The 16007-nt window shown below is 67.0% G+C and carries 12 protein-coding genes and 3 pseudogenes; 8 read left to right on the top strand and 7 right to left on the bottom strand.

Annotation, left to right across the window (positions count from 1 at the left end):
- Positions 1–768, bottom strand: a 768-nt coding sequence (locus MKK70_RS26945) for an AI-2E family transporter (RefSeq protein WP_243950982.1), incomplete at its 3' end; no start/stop codon positions are given.
- A gap of 132 nt (positions 769–900) precedes the next feature.
- On the opposite strand from MKK70_RS26945, the gene MKK70_RS26940 reads away from it, so the two are divergent.
- The 4 genes and pseudogenes from MKK70_RS26940 to MKK70_RS26925 all read left to right on the top strand — a co-directional run bounded on the left by MKK70_RS26940 (position 901) and on the right by MKK70_RS26925 (position 7728).
- Entirely contained in the window at positions 901–2952 is a 2052-nt protein-coding gene (locus MKK70_RS26940; RefSeq protein WP_243950980.1) for a hybrid sensor histidine kinase/response regulator, read from the top strand.
- A 179-nt stretch (positions 2953–3131) separates the two neighbouring features.
- A pseudogene (locus MKK70_RS31185) lies at positions 3132–3599 on the top strand (PAS domain-containing protein); the annotation flags it as partial.
- A gap of 60 nt (positions 3600–3659) precedes the next feature.
- Positions 3660–5708: a PAS domain S-box protein gene (locus MKK70_RS26930; RefSeq protein ID WP_409568331.1), complete on the top strand. Its 2049-nt coding sequence runs from the start codon at positions 3660–3662 to the stop codon at positions 5706–5708.
- Between the two features lie 301 nt (positions 5709–6009).
- Complete coding sequence (locus MKK70_RS26925) at positions 6010–7728, top strand: sensor histidine kinase (protein ID WP_243950978.1); 1719 nt, start codon at positions 6010–6012, stop codon at positions 7726–7728.
- Between the two features lie 185 nt (positions 7729–7913).
- Here the strand turns inward: MKK70_RS26925 and MKK70_RS26920 are convergent, their stop codons facing one another.
- The 4 genes from MKK70_RS26920 to MKK70_RS26905 form a co-directional block, all read right to left on the bottom strand.
- Positions 7914–8930 carry a sensor histidine kinase gene (locus MKK70_RS26920; RefSeq protein ID WP_409567847.1) on the bottom strand — a complete coding sequence of 339 codons (1017 nt, stop codon included), beginning with the start codon at positions 8928–8930 and terminating at the stop codon, positions 7914–7916.
- 741 nt (positions 8931–9671) lie between these two features.
- Positions 9672–10187, bottom strand: coding sequence for a hypothetical protein (locus MKK70_RS26915; protein WP_243932240.1), 516 nt, complete (start codon positions 10185–10187; stop codon positions 9672–9674).
- A gap of 135 nt (positions 10188–10322) precedes the next feature.
- A complete protein-coding gene (locus tag MKK70_RS26910; RefSeq protein ID WP_313899119.1) occupies positions 10323–10700 on the bottom strand; it encodes a response regulator in 378 nt (125 codons plus the stop codon).
- A 236-nt stretch (positions 10701–10936) separates the two neighbouring features.
- A complete protein-coding gene (locus MKK70_RS26905; RefSeq protein WP_243932241.1) occupies positions 10937–12766 on the bottom strand; it encodes a cation:proton antiporter in 1830 nt (609 codons plus the stop codon).
- Positions 12767–13035: 269 nt separating this feature from the next.
- On the opposite strand from MKK70_RS26905, the gene MKK70_RS26900 reads away from it, so the two are divergent.
- Both MKK70_RS26900 and MKK70_RS26895 read left to right on the top strand, forming a co-directional pair.
- Entirely contained in the window at positions 13036–13179 is a 144-nt protein-coding gene (locus MKK70_RS26900) for a hypothetical protein (RefSeq protein ID WP_409567849.1), read from the top strand.
- Between the two features lie 77 nt (positions 13180–13256).
- A pseudogene (locus tag MKK70_RS26895) lies at positions 13257–13760 on the top strand (metallophosphoesterase); the annotation flags it as partial.
- Positions 13761–14416: 656 nt separating this feature from the next.
- On the opposite strand, the gene MKK70_RS26890 reads toward MKK70_RS26895, so the two are convergent.
- A complete protein-coding gene (locus MKK70_RS26890) occupies positions 14417–14575 on the bottom strand; it encodes a hypothetical protein (RefSeq protein WP_243950976.1) in 159 nt (52 codons plus the stop codon).
- A gap of 136 nt (positions 14576–14711) precedes the next feature.
- On the opposite strand from MKK70_RS26890, the gene MKK70_RS26885 reads away from it, so the two are divergent.
- The gene (locus tag MKK70_RS26885; RefSeq protein WP_313899118.1) at positions 14712–14912 is read left to right on the top strand and encodes a methyl-accepting chemotaxis protein; all 201 of its coding nucleotides are present in this window, start codon (positions 14712–14714) and stop codon (positions 14910–14912) included.
- Here the strand turns inward: MKK70_RS26885 and MKK70_RS31180 are convergent.
- A complete protein-coding gene (locus MKK70_RS31180) occupies positions 14823–15038 on the bottom strand; it encodes a transposase (RefSeq protein WP_409567842.1) in 216 nt (71 codons plus the stop codon). The two genes, MKK70_RS26885 and MKK70_RS31180, sit on opposite strands and share 90 nt — an antisense overlap.
- Before the next feature lie 469 nt (positions 15039–15507).
- On the opposite strand from MKK70_RS31180, the pseudogene MKK70_RS26880 reads away from it, so the two are divergent.
- Positions 15508–16007, top strand: a pseudogene (locus MKK70_RS26880) (IS5 family transposase); the annotation flags it as partial.

Raw genomic sequence — 16007 nt, 5'->3', positions numbered from 1 at the left:
GATGACGCCGAAGGCGGCGTTCATGCCGAGCTGGGCGAGAAAGTAGGTGCCGAGACGACCGGCCGCGTCATCCATCGCCACGGTGGTGCGATGCAGGTCGCTTGACCCGAACAGGCGGATCATGCGGTTGCGCAGGTCCTCGCGCTGCAGGAGCAGAAACACGACGACGACGAGGACGATACCGACCGTTGTGAGCGGCTCGAAGACCGGCCCCAGGACCTTCTCCGCCAGCGCCAGTGGCGAGATCTCGGGTTCCTGTACCCGGACGAGCTGCGCCTTGGGCGTATCCCCTCCCGGGCCGGTCGCCGCACTGGTGCCGGCGGCGTCGGCCTTCTGGGTGGCGTCGTGGACCTGATGGCTGAACCTGGCAATGACCTTGTTGGCCTCTCCGAGCCACCCCTGCTGCAGCCCGGCGAACTTCTTCTGCACGGTCACCTGGTACTGCGGCAGGTTGCCTGCGAGCCCCGCCACCTGGGTGCCTATGAGCGCCCCAATGCCGCCGATGACCGTCAGGGCGAGCAGCACGGCGACGATGACGGATGGTACCCGGCCGAGCCTGATCCGGCGCAGCAGGTTGACGACAGGGGCGAGGACGAAGCTGAGTAGCACCGCAAGGACCAGCGGGATGAACACCTCGCGCCCGAAATACAGGGCGGCGATCAGGACCACGCCCACTGCCAGGGTCAAAAGGCCGCGTAAGCCCGGCACGAGCGGGGGAGGCACCTGCGCAGGCTGACGGGGCGGGGTATCCGAGATCGTGGTTGCCATTCGACGTCCCATCGGATCGTGTCCGACCGAGCGTCGTCCCCATCGCATCCGTCAGCGACCCCTCGCGCCCCTTAGCGGCGGTATCATGACGCGACGGAAACCGTCGCCGTCGAGTTCCGCTGACCCACCCGAGTGGTTCTTTCCGGCAGGGAAGACGCTTTCGGTGTAGGCCTTATCTCAGCCTCGCACCCATCTCGGATGACCATCTTGTACGGTTTCATCGTAACCCTCGCCCGCCAACGCCCGACGCCAGGCATCCGCTTCGGCGTACCGTTGCTGATGGTCGCGGCCATGACGTTAGTGCGCTACCTCGCGCCGACGTACGTCGCACCCTTCCTGCTCTACATCCCGGTGCTTCTCGCCGGGAGTCTCGCCTTCGGCAAGAGCGCCGGGACGCTGGTCCTCGTCCTCTCGACCCTGATCGCGACCTGGTTCTATACCCGGGACGGGAGCCTTGGCGGCGTCGACGTATCGCTGCTCTGTCAGTACGCGTTGGTCGGTGCCATCATGATCTGGATCTGTGACGCGCTGCGTCGGTCCGTCGTGCACAACGAGGCCACGCTGGAGCGCCTCGACGGCGCGAACCGCATCCTTGTCAGCAACCAGACAGAACTGACGGAAGCCAACGCCCGGGCCGAAGCCGCGAAGGAGGCGGCGGAGGAACACAGCCGTGCCAAGAGCCGCTTCCTGGCCAACATGAGTCACGAGCTCCGGACGCCGCTGTCGGCCGTGATCGGCTACTCCGAGATGCTGGAGGAGGAGGCCGAGGAGCTCGGCCAGGACAGCCTCCTCAAGGACCTCGGCAAGATCAAGTCGAACGCCCAGCACCTCCTCGGCCTCATCAACGACGTGCTCGACCTGTCCAAGGTCGAGGCCGAGAAGATGGAGCTCTACCCCGAGGACATCGACGTCGCCGCCTTCGTCACGGACGCCGCCGGCACCGTCGAGGCGCTGGTGGCCAAAAAGGGCAACGTCCTCGTCGTCGACGTCGTCGGCGAGGTGGGCTCGGCGCGGACCGATGCCGTGAAGCTGCGCCAGTGCCTGTTCAACATGCTCTCGAACGCCGCCAAGTTCACCGAAAGCGGCACCATCACGCTCCGGGCCAGACGCGAGACCGATGCCATGGGCGATTGGTTGCGATTCTCGGTTCGCGATACGGGCATCGGCATGACGCCCGAGCAGGTCGGACGCCTCTTCGAACGCTTCTCGCAGGCCGACGAGACCACCACGCGCAAGTTCGGCGGGACCGGTCTCGGGCTCGCCCTGAGCCGCGCCTTCGCGCAGTTGCTCGGCGGCGACATCACGGTCGAAAGCGTGGAGGGCCAGGGCACGTGCTTTACCTTGCGCGTGCCGGCGGTCGCACCCGACCGTGTCGTCGAGGCGGCACCGACGGTCCCGGAGAACCAGGTTTCCTCCAACGATCTCGTGCTCGTCATCGACGACGAGCTGGCCCAGCGTGAGCTGATGACGCGGTTCCTGGAACGCCAGCGCTTCTCGGTCCGCACGGCCGCCGACGGGCGCACAGGCCTCGAACTGGCACGCTCGCTCAAGCCGCGGGCCATCCTCCTCGACGTGATGATGCCGGAGATGGACGGCTGGTCGGTGCTCGCCGCCCTCAAGGCGGATCCTGACATCGCTGGCATCCCCGTGGTCATGGTCAGCTTTGTCGCCGACGCCGCGCTAAGCGCCTCGCTCGGGGCTGTCGAGGCTGTCCCCAAGCCCGTCGACTGGGGTCGGTTGCGGACCATCATGGAACAGTTCCGGGCGGCGGACGGGGACGTACTGGTCGTCGACGACGATGCGGACATGCGCCATCGCCTCCGAACGATCTTGGAGCGCAACGGCTGGACCGTCCGCGAGGCCGGGAACGGCTGCGAGGCGCTGGACCAGGTCCGGCACGGCGTCCCCCACCTGATCCTGCTGGACCTGACCATGCCGGTGATGGACGGGTTCTCGTTCCTGCATCGGCTGCGCGAGTTGCCGGGATGCGCCGACGTTTCCGTCGTCGTGCTGAGCGCCCGCGATGTCACTGCAGAGGAGCGCGACAGGCTTTCCGAAGCGGACCGCGTCATGCGAAAGGGCGATGCGAGCCTCCAAAATATCGCGACGGAGTTGCGCAAGCTCGACAACCGGCAGCCCGATGCCGGACCCAGGGACGTTGCCGAGGGGCCTCGTCTCGCCTGACGGATATACGCTTGTTCGCCCCGCCAGACGCGATGGCTGCCAGGACCACCGTGTGGAACGGTCAATCGTCCACCGGCCGAATGCGTGGCCTGCGCGTTACCTCCGAGCACGCCCGCGGCGCGACGGCGCCGGCCGACGCCTCCGGCAACCAACGTCCCTGGGCCGTGTTCCCATCGTGAGTGCCGGCGCGGCGGGCATCGTCGAGGAGGTCGCCGGTCCCGGGATCGACTGAGACGCAAACGGCCAAGGCCACCGGAGACGGGTTCGTGGATCGAGGAAAGAACGACCGGGCGGCGGCATTCGACGCCTCCCCCAATCCCTATCTCGTCCTCGACCGCTCGCTGAACATCGTCGATGCGAACCAGGCGTACCTCCGCAGCACGAAACGCGCGCTGGACGACATCGTGGGGCGATGGGCCTGGGATGCCTTCCCGACGGACCCCGAGACGCTCAGGCAAGCCATCGCCTCGTTCGAGCGGGTGATCCGCACGCGGGCGCCGGACACCATGCCGCTGCTGCGTTTCGACATCCCACGCCACGAGGCGGACGGGGGTGGCTTCGAGGAGCGATACTGGAGCATCACCCACACCCCCGTGCTCGACGCGGGAGGTGAGGTCGCGACCGTCCTCCAGCATCCCATCGACGTGACCGAGCTCCAGCGCCTTCGCGACGCCGCGAAGGGTCTCGCAGGTGCGGACCAGCCGGACATGGACCCCGCGCAGGCGGGCATCTTCGACAGGGCACGAAGCGTCCACGAGACCAACCTCTCGCTCAAGGCGGAGAGCGAACGGCTCTCCGAGATGTTCCGGCAGGCTCCGAGCTTCATGGCACTCGTACGCGAACCCGAACACCGGTTTGAGATGACCAACGACGCGTATCGGCGCCTCATCGGCGGCCGCGACGTCATCGGCCAGACGGTTCGGGAAGCGCTCAGCGAGATCGACGGCCAACCGTTCTTCGACCTCCTCGACCTCGTCTACACGACGGGGGAACCGTTCATCGGACGCGGGGTGGAGATCGTGCTGGGGCACCGGCACGGGGAGCCGAGCGAACGGCGCCACCTCGACTTCATCTACCAGCCGATCCGGGATCGGGAAGGGACCGTCGTCGGTATCTTCATCGAAGGCAACGACGTCACCGAGATGAAGGTCGCCACCGACGAGTTGCGTGAGCGCGAGCAGCGCCTGCGCCTGATCGTCGAGGCCGCCACCGACTATGCCATCCTGACGGTGGATGCCGACCGCGTGGTGACGTCCTGGTCGGCAGGCGCGGCCGAGGTCTTCGGTTTCGCCGCGGAGGACATCGTGGGCAGGAGCGCCGACATCCTGTTCACGCCGGAGGACCGCGAAGTCGGCCAACCGGAGAACGAGATCGCGGCAGCCCGCGAGAACGGTGCCGCCCCTGACGTCCGTTGGCACCTTCGTCGGGACGGCAGCCGCGTATTCCTCAACGGGGTTGTGAGGCTGCTGCGCGATGCCACCGGGCAGGAAATCGGGTTTCTTAAGATCGCTCGCGACGAGACCGAGCGCATGGCCAGGGACACCGCGCTGCGCGACCTCAACGCGAACCTGGAAGCCCGCGTCGAGGACCGCACGCGCGAACTCATGACGGCGGAGGAGTCCCTTCGACAATCGCAGAAGATGGAAGCGGTCGGGCAGTTGACCGGCGGCGTCGCGCACGACTTCAACAACCTGCTGACCATCATCCGCTCGTCGGTCGATTTCCTCCGCCGCCCGGAGCTCGCCCCCGAACGCAAGCAACGCTACCTAGACGCGGTGTCGGACACCGTCGACCGGGCGGCCAAACTGACCGGTCAGCTCCTCGCGTTCGCCCGCAAGCAGGCGCTCAACCCGGAAGTGTTCGACGCCGGTGTCCGCCTGCGCGGCGTGGCGGACATGCTCGACACGGTCACCGGGTCCCGTATCCGCGTCGTCATCCGGGTCCCCGAGGCTCCCTGCTTCGTCAGGGCGGACCTGAGCCAATTCGAGACTGCGCTGGTGAACATGGCCGTCAATGTCCGGGACGCCATGGATGGCGAGGGCACGCTCACGTTGTGCCTCGCCGGGTCGAGCTCGATGCCGCCCATCCGCGGCCACGCGGGCGCAGACGGTCCCTTCGCCGCAATCTCGCTTATCGACACCGGGACGGGCATCACACCCGACAGCATGGCACGGATCTTCGAGCCGTTCTTCACGACCAAGGCAGTCGGCAAAGGCACCGGCCTCGGCCTTTCCCAGGTGTTCGGGTTCACCAAGCAGTCCGGCGGCGACGTCGACGTCGAGAGCGTGGAGGGCGAGGGCACGACGTTCACGCTCTACCTGCCCGAGGTAATCGTCGCCGAGACAGCGGCGGTCGACGACAGGGTACCGGACGACCTCCTGCCTGCGGGGTCGGGGCAGCGCATCCTCGTGGTGGAGGACAACGTCGAGGTCGGACGTTTCGCCACCCAGATCCTTGAGGACCTCGGTTACGAGACGACCTGGGCCACCAACGCCGAGGACGCGTTGGATCGTCTCGGCCCAGACGGCAACGGCTTCGATGTCGTGTTCTCGGACGTGGTAATGCCAGGCATGGGTGGCATCGCGATGGCGAAACAGCTCCGGCGCTCGCTACCCCGCGTGCCCGTCATCCTCGCGTCCGGTTACAGCCACGTCCTCGCCGAGGAAGGCGCCGACGGGTTCCCCCTGCTCCACAAGCCATACTCGGCCGAACAGCTCTCGCGTCTCCTGCGGCAAGCCATGGCCACGCGCATCTGAAACCCAAGGCCCCCGAATTCCCCTCGCATGCCGTCCAGGGCTGTCAGGTTGCATCCGATGCGGGGGTTACACCACCCGCTCGATGTGACCCGGGGATCGGGAGATGAACTACGTCCCGCCTTGGCCTGCGTGAAACCGGCCATGTCCTTTTCTCCGAAAGTTGGTGCGGATGGCCGAGGATCCGAAGAACGGGTCGCCGTAGGTTGCGTTATGATGGAATGATCCACGAGCCTCCGGCATGGGGCACCCCCGCGGTGCGTCCGACATCCCAACGACCGATCCGAGGCGGCCGGCTTACCGCATGACGCTGACGACCCGCGTCCTCCTGCTCGTGCTGCTGGCCCTGGCCCCTGCGCTCGCGATCCAAGGCTACAATGAGTATGCCCTGCGCGCCTCGCGCAACGAGGCCGTGCGCACCGATACGATGGCCACGGCCAGGACCGTCGCCGACGATCTCGCACAGGTCGCCGAGAACGTCCGGCAGGCTCTCAATTTCGTTTCGCAGGATCCCGCGGTGCGTGCGCTCGAACCGGAGGGATGCACCAATTATCTGCGGCGGGCCGCGCGTAACAATCCGCATCTCGCGGTCCTGGCGCTGACCCGGCCCGACGGGATCATCGTCTGCAACAGCGTCGAGTCCCCGCCAGGTTCCTACGCCGTGCCCGAGCGCGCGTACCAGCAACGGGCCATCGCCGAGGACGGGTTCGTCATGGGTACGTATGCCCACGGCACTGCCAGCCGGAAGGACTCGCTGCACTTCGCGCAGGTCCTGCACGGCGGTGGCGGCGAGACAGTCGGCGTGCTGGCCGCGGCGGTCGATCTCGATTGGCTGGCCCGTTACCTACGACGGAACCTACGGCTCGCAAGCTCGTTCCTCACCGTGGCGGACGATACCATGACCATCCTCGTGCGGTATCCAGGCGGCGAGGACTGGATCGGGAAACAGGTGCCGGCGGAGCGGCAGCGCGTGCTCGCGGACCGCGGCGAGGGTGTCCGCGTGGATCTCGGCATCGACGGACGCGAGCGCGTCCTGGCCAATGCCCACTCGACGGGGCCGACCTCGGCCGCATGGGTGACGGTCGGTCGCGACCGCGACGTCGCCTACCTGGACGTCGACGCCGCGACACGGCGTGGCATCGTCCTGATCGCGTTGGGCACGGCGGCGGCGCTTGTTGCCGCGCTGGTGGCTGGCCGGATGTTCATTCGGCGGCCGTTCGACCGGCTGCTGCGGACGGCGGCGGCGTGGCAGGCCGGGGACCTTGCCGCCCGCACCGGCCTCCAAGGACCTGACGAGTTCGGCCGGCTCGGACGCAAGCTCGACGCGATGGCGGGCACCCTGCGCCGTAACGAGGAGGAATTGCGCGGCGAGATTTTGCGCGGCCGCGAGATGCAGGATCGGCAGGTGACGATGCTGCACGAGCTGAACCATCGGGTGAAGAACACGCTCGCCACGGTCCAGGCCCTCGCCCGGCAGTCGACGCGCGGAGGCGAGGCTTCGGGCGAGCAACTCGAAGCCCGCATCCTGGCCCTCTCGAAGACCCATGACCTCCTCACCCGGGACGATTGGTCGGGTGCCTCCCTGCGGGCGGTCCTTGAGGGGGAGATCGGCCCCTACCGCGACGGGAGCACCTCGTTCGTCTTGGACGGCCCAGAGGTCGACCTCCCGCCGCGGCACGTTCTGTCGCTTGGCATGACCTTGCACGAGCTCGTCACCAACGCGGCCAAGCACGGCGCGTTGTTCGTGCCGGACGGAGGCGTCCGCGTAGCCTGGAACGTGATTTCGGCGGAGGGCGGCACCCGGCGGCTGCGTCTGACCTGGACCGAGTCGGGAGGCCCCCCAGCCGGGCCTCCGGTACGGCGGGGGTTCGGCACGCGGCTCATCACGGTCAGCGTGGAGCGCGAACTCGATGGCGCTCTTTCCCTGGATTTCGCGCATGACGGCCTGCGCGTGTCCGTCGACGTACCCTTGGCGGCGGCGAGCCCGGGCCACCTCAGCCCGCTCGCACCGACGCCGCATTGAGGCAAGCGCCTTCCGTGGCCTGAGGGCACCGATGCGCTTTGTCCGTATGCCAGTGGCGGCGCGCCCGAGGCATGGAAGACGGAACGGAGGTGGCCCGAGCCGAGGGATGCCCGGCAGGACTGCAGACCTGGAACAGCACTCCGCCGATGGATGCACGATCCGGGACTGCGCTTCGTGGCGGGAGATCAACCCGCTGGGAACTCGACGCGTACGACGGTGCCCGTCGTTCCACCGTACGACAACATGCCGCCCAACTGGCTCGCGAGCCCCTGCGAGATCCGGTACCCAAGGCTTTTGCTGGTGCCCGGGTCGAACCCTTGCGGCATGCCACGGCCGTCGTCCGCGACGGTAAGCACCATACGATCCGGACCGAGCCGTTCAAGCCGGATGGTGATGGTGCCCGGGCTGTCCGGGATGAAGGCGTGCTTGAGCGCGTTCGTGACGACCTCGACCACGAGAAGCGACAGGGTGGTGAGGCGGGTCAGGTCGAACTGCATCGGAGGCACGTCGACCAGACAGACGATGTTCCTGGCGCCCGTCGCGTCGAGAAGGTCGGTGCATAGCTCCTGAAGGTAATGTCCGACCGGCAGGTCGATCCGCTCCGGGTCGTAGAGGCGCCGGTGGATACGGGAGATGGTCTCCAACCGTATCCTGGCCTCGTCCAGGGCGGCGAGCGCCGCGGCCGGGTCGTTGCCCACCTTGCGCTTCTGCAGGGTGAGGAGCGCCGCCACGAACTGCATGTTGTTGGCGACGCGGTGCTGCAGTTCCTGGAACATCGTGCGCTGCTGGTCGTACAGCGACGCGGTCACGGACCGTTCCACCCGGAGCCGTTCACCCGCCCTGTGCATGAGGTGGATCAGCGCGATGTCGACGCCGACGATGAAGGCATAGAACGCCAGCGCCACGGCGGTAGAGCCGTCCAGGGCGAACGAGTGGTACGGCGGGAGGAACAGGTACCAAGCCGCCGCGCCGCTCAGGACGGCGCAGGTGATGCCCGGACGCAGGCCGCAGAAGAAGGTCGTGAGGATCACGGCCGGGAAGAACGTCAGGTACGGGAAACCCGGTGGCAGGATGTCGTCGATCGCCGAGCGCAGCGCGCACGCGACCACGAACGTGGCGACGGCGATGGCCTCCCCAAGCCATGGTCGTTCGCGCAGGCGTTCCCCCGCGCGTCGAATCCCGACGAGCCATGAATGACGAATATGCACGACACCAGATTCGACGTTGGCCACGGCGGGCGAGCCTAGGACTTTGCGGTATCGCGGTCGAGCGTCCTAGGAGGCAAGGCGAGGGCTCGCAGGTATCGTGGTATTCGTGCAACGAACCGATGATCGATGGCGACGAACGCCGCCATGACCTTTGATCAGGGCCTGCCTGTCGGAACGCCGCCCGCGTGCAGGTTCGGCTCCGCGCACGTACGGTCGTCCTTCTGAAATGGTCCCCGACCCGCTGGCAATCCAAGTCATCGCTTGCCGCCCGCCCCGTGTGGGAGATGAGATGGCCCGCGGCGCTCGATGGCGTCACGAAGGTGGCGCGAGGAGCAGTATTAATGGCCTCCCTTGCAGGACGTCGTGGGAAAAAATTGGCGATCTCCCACTCGTCGCGTCGCGCCATCCACGAAGCGATGTCGTGAGAGGCTCTCAAGGTTCGTCCTGCGCAGATCGCCGGGCAGCCTCGACAAGTATGGCGTCTCGACCGCCACGAAGAGAAACGGAGCCGCGGCAGCCCGACGATGGACCGTCGACGGCACCTCAATGACATTGGTGAGGGCGGGGCCTCCTGCCGCATTCCCGAACCCAAGGCCGGGTCCACCAGCCGCTGGCACGCCAATCTTGGTCAGTCCACGCGGGTGGGAGTTGGTCTCCCGTCACGTTTACTTGCGCGAGTTCAGCTATGCCGGGCTAGGCTTGGGCCGTGAAGCCATGAGGGGCAAGGCGTGGCGGCTACGGCTTCCTGCTCGGTGCAACGAACGGGTTGGTCTCCGCAGGTGCAAGGTTCTTTCCGTAGCATCCCTCCAGCCGGTCCAGGCCGGCCGCGCTCTTGTCGAGCGCCACCTGGATGGTCGAGCCCTCTCCCCGCACCTCCAGCGCATCGCCGAGCCTGAGTGACTTGAGGAAGCGCTCGTCCTTGATCGGGAGGGAGACGACGTTGCCGGTCGCTGCGACCTCCGCCTTCAGGATGGATGTCCCGGCGGCGAGCTCCACGGGATAGTTCTTGCCCTTGCCAAGCTTCCATTTCGGGGAGCTCATGCTGAGGTCCAAACCGTCCGAATCTCGGGCGAAGCGCACCTCGACCCCATCGTCGGTCGTCCGGGTCATCGTGCAACGCTCGAACTTCTGGCCCTTCGCGATCGCCTCGACCTTCCAGGGGCCGATGGCGACGGCCTCGTCCTTAACCGGCTCGACGGCGTTGGCAGGTGCCGCGACGACGACGAGAAGGGCAACCACGACGTTTCGCATGAGTCTCTCCGTTTCGAGGGCCGACGTCAGGACGCGAGCCCGTCATAAGGTTGCGCAAGGTTTATGACCAACGTGGCGCCGTGAAGAGCGAAAAGGTCGGCCAATCTGGACCCCATTGACGAACGCGGATCGCCCCTACGACGCGCCGTGTATGGCGTTCACGACCTCACAGGTGGTGTAGGGCTTGGCCACGAACAGCCCGTAATCCGGCACCTCTTCTTCCCGGAAGCGTTGGCTTCCCGAGGTCAGGATAAGGCGGATCTCAGGCCAGGAACGGAAGACGCGCTCGGCGGTCTTCCGGCCACACATCGAGCCCAGCATGTCGATGTCGGTGAATAGGACGCCGACATCGTGATGCGCGCACAAAATGTCCCACGCCTCGTCGGCGTTCACAGCCCCGATGACGGTGAAGCCGGCGTCTTCCAGCATCATCACGGCGGAGAAGCGCACGAGCTCATCGTCCTCGACGATGAGGACGATCGATGCGGGCAATGGGCGCTTGGCAGGCATCATCACCCAAAGGTCCGAATGAAGATCGGTTTCGTCCGCTCGGCCGCGACGCAGACGCGGACACGGCGGCTGAACGTGGAGCCGCCCCGACGATCCGGCTCCGTCACCGTCCGACCCGCATCCGTCTGCTCCCCGCCGGATGCGTCCGGCCGTCCGGCCACAACAGCGGATATGTCGAGCGCATCGTTAACGCTGGCGGTCCAAGGAACGAAGACATCGGTTTGCGCCGGTGCCACGCCTCACGTGGCTTCGAGGGGCGTGAGGTCCTGCATGGGGGGCGACGTGGGAGGCTCGGCGGGCCGCAGCACGAGCATGCGGGCGAGAGCAGGAGTTTCGCCCGGTCCGTCATCCGACGAGAACAGGTTCAGCGTACCGTCGGCCCCGATCCCAAGAAGCGGAAGGTCATGCCGGATGTCGACGGCATCGACCTCGGCCACGACGAACCGCCATCCGGCCTCGTGGCGGCCCGCCAAGGCGTCGAAGTCCGTCCTGCCGTCGCCCAGCACCTTGCCGCGGGCGTCGCGGCTGACCCCCGTTTCCATATGCAGGAGGTGATCGGCGGACGGTGCGAGTTGGTAGACGCGCTCGCGGCCGACCTCCGGGGCCAGCCGGGTGCACACCAAAGCGTTGTAGAGCTCGTCCCTGGTCGCGGCGAGCAGATGGTCGGGGGGATGGTCGGCAAAACCTTCCTCCGCATGGCGGGACAGCAGTTCCGCCTGCAGCGTCGGTACCCCCGCGTGCCGTGCGGCAACCAAGGCGCCAGGGTAGGTGTCTATCAGGACCACGGGCACGGCGGCTCGGTGCAAGGCGACGACGAGATCGCTCGCCCACGGGGATGCCCCGACGACGGCAAGGCGCTGCGTGTCGGCGGCCGTCGACAGGCCGAACCGACGTGCGAGCGGCCCGAGCGAAAAGCCGTGTGCTAGGACCGTCGCGACGATGACCGCGAACACGGTGGGTTGGATCAGGTCGCCACCGGCATACCCCGCCTCGCTCAGGCGGGGACCCGCCAAGCCGGCGACGGCCGCCGCGACGATGCCGCGCGGGCCGATCCACCCGACGAACAGGCGTTCGCGTCGGGACAGGTCGCTGCGCAGCGTGGCCAACCAGATCGCCGCCGGGCGCACCACGAACAGGATCGCCGCCGTCAAACCCAGGATGGGCAGGGACAGCTTGCCGAGCACCGCGAGGTCGAGGTCGGCGGTCAGCACGACGAACAGGCACGACACCAGCAGGACGACGAGGGCCTCCTTGAACCGGCGCAACTCCGCCAGGCCCGGCACGTGCCGGTTCGCGAGCGCGATGCCGAACACGGTGGCGCCGATCAGTCCGGCCTCGTGCATGAGCAGGTTCGGCACGACGTAGGCCACGAGGGCCAACGCGAGCAGCACCGGCGTCTTCAAGGTCTCGGGAACGAGATCGCGCCGGAACCCCCAGGCTACCGCGACGGCCGAGCCGACCCCGAGGGCACCCGCCGCCAGCACGCCCTCGGCGAGGTGCAGGGACAGCGCGGTCACCGGGTTCTCGCCGGCCCCGTCGGGCACGCCCACGAGGATCTCGATGACGACCGCGGTGAGAATGGCCCCGACGGGGTCGTTGACGATGGCTTCCCACTTGAGGAAAGCGGCCGAACGCCTTTCAAGCCGGGCGTGACGCAGGAGAGGCAGGATCACCGTCGGCCCGGTGACGACGAGGATGGCGCCGAACACGGCCGCCGGCCCCCACATCATCCCCCCGATCAGGTGGGCGGCGAGCGTGCCCAGGACGAAGTTGATGGGCAGGGCGAAAGCCGTGAGCCGGAGTACGCCCTCGCCAGACGCCCGCAGTTCGCGGAAGTCCAGGGCAAGGCCGCCTTCGAATACCACGATGGCGACCGCCAGGCCTATCAGGGGCCGAAGGTTGGGTCCGAAATCGCGCGAGGGATGCAACAGGCCCAGCATAGGCCCGACCAGGAACCCGAGCGCGAGTAGCAGGACAATGGCAGGAATACGCAGCCGCGCCGCGATGATTTGGGCGGCGATGCCACCACCCACGATGCAAAGGACCGCCGTGGCCACGCCGTGTTCCATTCGCGATGCTCCGGATGGACGGCCGAACGCCCCCATGGCGACCGAACCTGTGAGACGGTTGATGGGACGATCGGCGGTCGCGTCGTCCCTTGCCCGACAGGCGGACCGCTAGGCACGAGCGGTAGGGGCAATCGGACGACCGCGATGCGGTTCCCCTCCGTGGCCTGCATTCCACTTGCATGCAACGTGGCGGTCGAGGTCCGGACGGGTAGCCGTCGTCCCGCGTGGCCGAGTTCGCCCCGAAGCGTGAATGGTCGGCCAAGTTCGAGATGAGGTCGCCCCGGTACACCACCCGGCTCGACGAGCTCCAAGTCGTCGCCGCGGCCCGATCCGCCCCCTGTTCCGCGATCACTGCCCTTGCCTCCTGCAACCGGCCAGGGCACGGTGTCCTCGTTCCCAGGAGACCCCGATGATACGCATAGGCCGCCACCCCGCCGACTGATCCCGGAGTGCCGCCACGCGCCTAGCCTCCGCTCACGCCGAGGCTGCCATGCATCGCCATCTATTTGTTTCTGATACACATTTTGGCCACGCCGGGATCTTGGCCGACCGGATGTCGCTCCGCCGTCCGTTCGCGTCTATCCAGGAGCATGACGAGGCGCTGATCGCGAACTGGAACGCCGCAGTCCGGCCCGACGACACCGTCTGGCACCTCGGCGACTTCTGCTATCGCTGCTCGGAGGCCTACGCCCGAGACGTGTTCCAACGCCTGAACGGCAGGCGCTTTCTGATCCGTGGCAACCACGAAAAGATCGGGGCACGCCTGCCCTGGGACGGGCCCGTCGTCGACGTCGCCCGGATCGTCGTCCAAAACTCCGACGGGACATCCACGGGGCTTTGGCTTTCGCATTACGCACACGTGGTGTGGCCTCGCATGCACCACGGCGACCTGCATCTCTATGGCCACTCCCACGGCAGCCTGCCCGGGACCGCCGCCAGGACCGATGTCGGCGTCGACTGCTTCGAATTCCGGCCCGTCACCCTCGACGAGATCATGGCCGCCTCATATCACGAGGCATCGCACGCAGCCGCCGTACTCCTGCTCGGGGTCGGCGAGATCGTCTCCCTGTCGAACGTGCTCATTTCCGGCCAGGACGGGCTGACCAGGACCAAGCTCAACCAAGCCACCACCATGACGCGGGGGTTCGTCGAAGCCTACGTGGTCTCAATCCTGGCGGGCCGGGCCGGGGACCAGGTCTTCGGCGAGGTCAATTCCGGAAGCGGCGGCGCCTACGCCAGCGACCTCGGCATGTCCACGACCATGCTGGCCGCGATGCACTGCTCCCTCGGCCTGGGCGGAACGCTCCTCCATCTCGCATCGGAAGCGGAGGCCCGGGAATTCCTGCGGCACGACCTCGATCTAGGGCGGCGGGTCGAGAACGACCTGTGCCGCCTCTTCAAGGTCGCCGTCGCCTTCGTCGAGGCCCGGCGGGACACCATCGAGACCCTGGCCCACCGTCTCGTCGAAGCCCGGATCATGCCCGGCGACGAGGTCCGGCGCGTGATCGGTCGCCAGGGGGCACCGAACGACGTCCTCGTCACCCTGGGAGGCCACGATGTCTGAGCTCGATCTCGACGACCTCACCGCAGAGATCTTCAAGCGCGTCCTCAAGATGCGCAGCACCCTGACGTGGGACATCCGGGTGAACCTCAGTACGTCACGACGGTCTCGTCCTCGGCCATGGAGCTGCAAGCCACCGCAAGCACTATGGCTGGTATCGTGGCTGAGACGGCGAGCCAGTCGACCACCGTTGCACAGACAGTGAGAGCGTCGGCCTCGAACGTCTCCACGATGGCAGCTGGTGCCAAGGACCTTGAAATCTCCGTTCAGGAGATCTAGCGGCAGGTCAGCACATCGGCAAGCCGGCGCAGCGGCGGTCCTGGCAGCGGAGCGGATGGCGTTGCTCGTCCGTGCCCTCAGTCAGACGCTTGCCGGCTCGGCGATGTGGTGAGCGTGATCTCTAGCATCGCCGGCCAGACCAATTGGCTCGCACGCAATGCTACGATCGAGGCTGCACGGGCCGAGGCGGCAGGCCGCGGCGTCGCGGTGGTTGCCCTAGAGGTCACGGCGCTGGCGGCGCAAACCGCCAGGATGGCCGGTGTGATCTCCCGGCGGATCAGCGAGGCGCAAAGCTTCACGCATTAAGTGGTATCGGCCATTTGAGTCGACGAAGGTCCAGTTGCGGCGGTCCACTGCGATGGGCCGGATCAAGCGTTCGGCGGCATTGTTTGCCACGCAAGTGATCCATGGTCGTGACAAAAGTGATGTCATCGGCGGACACTCCGTCGATCATGGCAAAGATTTTGGAGGTCGCGAGCCGGAAATGCCCGCCACCAGGTTCACGCGATCGCCGGCCGCTCGTCCTGCACCCTCCGCCGCTGCGTCATCACGGTATCCCGGCGCTCTTCCTGGGGTCAGCTTCAACTTGAGGGCGACGTACTGCTTCTCGACGACAGCATTCTTGACGAGAACGAGGGACGTTCCATCCGCCGTCGTTGCTGTCCTCCCGCGACCCGCCGCCATGTCTTCGAAGCGCTCCGAGAGACGGTAGGCCATCGCCACCATGAACGGCTTGCGCAGCGCACGAACGTCTTTGTCCCATAGGCACAGGTCTGACTTAGCGGGCACGGTCGCGTTAACCAGCCATCTCTAAGAGCCCGTCCGATAACATCCGGCAGGGGTTGAGTGGCTGGGATGGCGGTGATTCCAGAAGGGTGCTGAAGCCTGATCTGGATGTGCCATGTGGACCCCGACCACTCGCCGGCAGCATAGCCGTTCGCGCCTGCGCTACGAAACCGACCTGACCGATGCGGAATGGGCCGTGATTGCGCCGCTGATGCCGGAGCCGGCCTCGTGCGGTCGGCCCGCCATCTGGACGATGCGCGAGATCTGGAACGCGATCTTCTACGTGCTGCGGGGCGGCATCGCGTGGCGGATGATCCCGAAGGACCTGCCTCCGCGCAGCACGACGTTCGGCTACTTCGCGCGCTGGCGCGACGAGGGCCTGTTGGTCGGATCAACCATCACCTCGTCATGGCGGATCGCGAGCGGGTCGGTCGAAGCGCCTCGCCCACCGCTGCAGTGCTCGACAGCCAGAGCGTGAAGACCAACGAGAGCGGAGGGCCACGCGGCTACGATGCCGGAAAGAAGATCAAGGGCCGCAAGCGGCAGGCCCTGGTCGACACGGACGGGCGTGCCCTCGTCCTCGACCCGCAGTCCGCCGACGTGCAGGATCGCGAT

The organism is Methylobacterium sp. E-041 (assembly GCF_022829665.1).
Classification (GTDB): domain Bacteria; phylum Pseudomonadota; class Alphaproteobacteria; order Rhizobiales; family Beijerinckiaceae; genus Methylobacterium.
The sequence above is the reverse complement of the archived record's forward strand: the minus strand, read 5'-3'. Positions and strand labels throughout refer to the sequence as shown.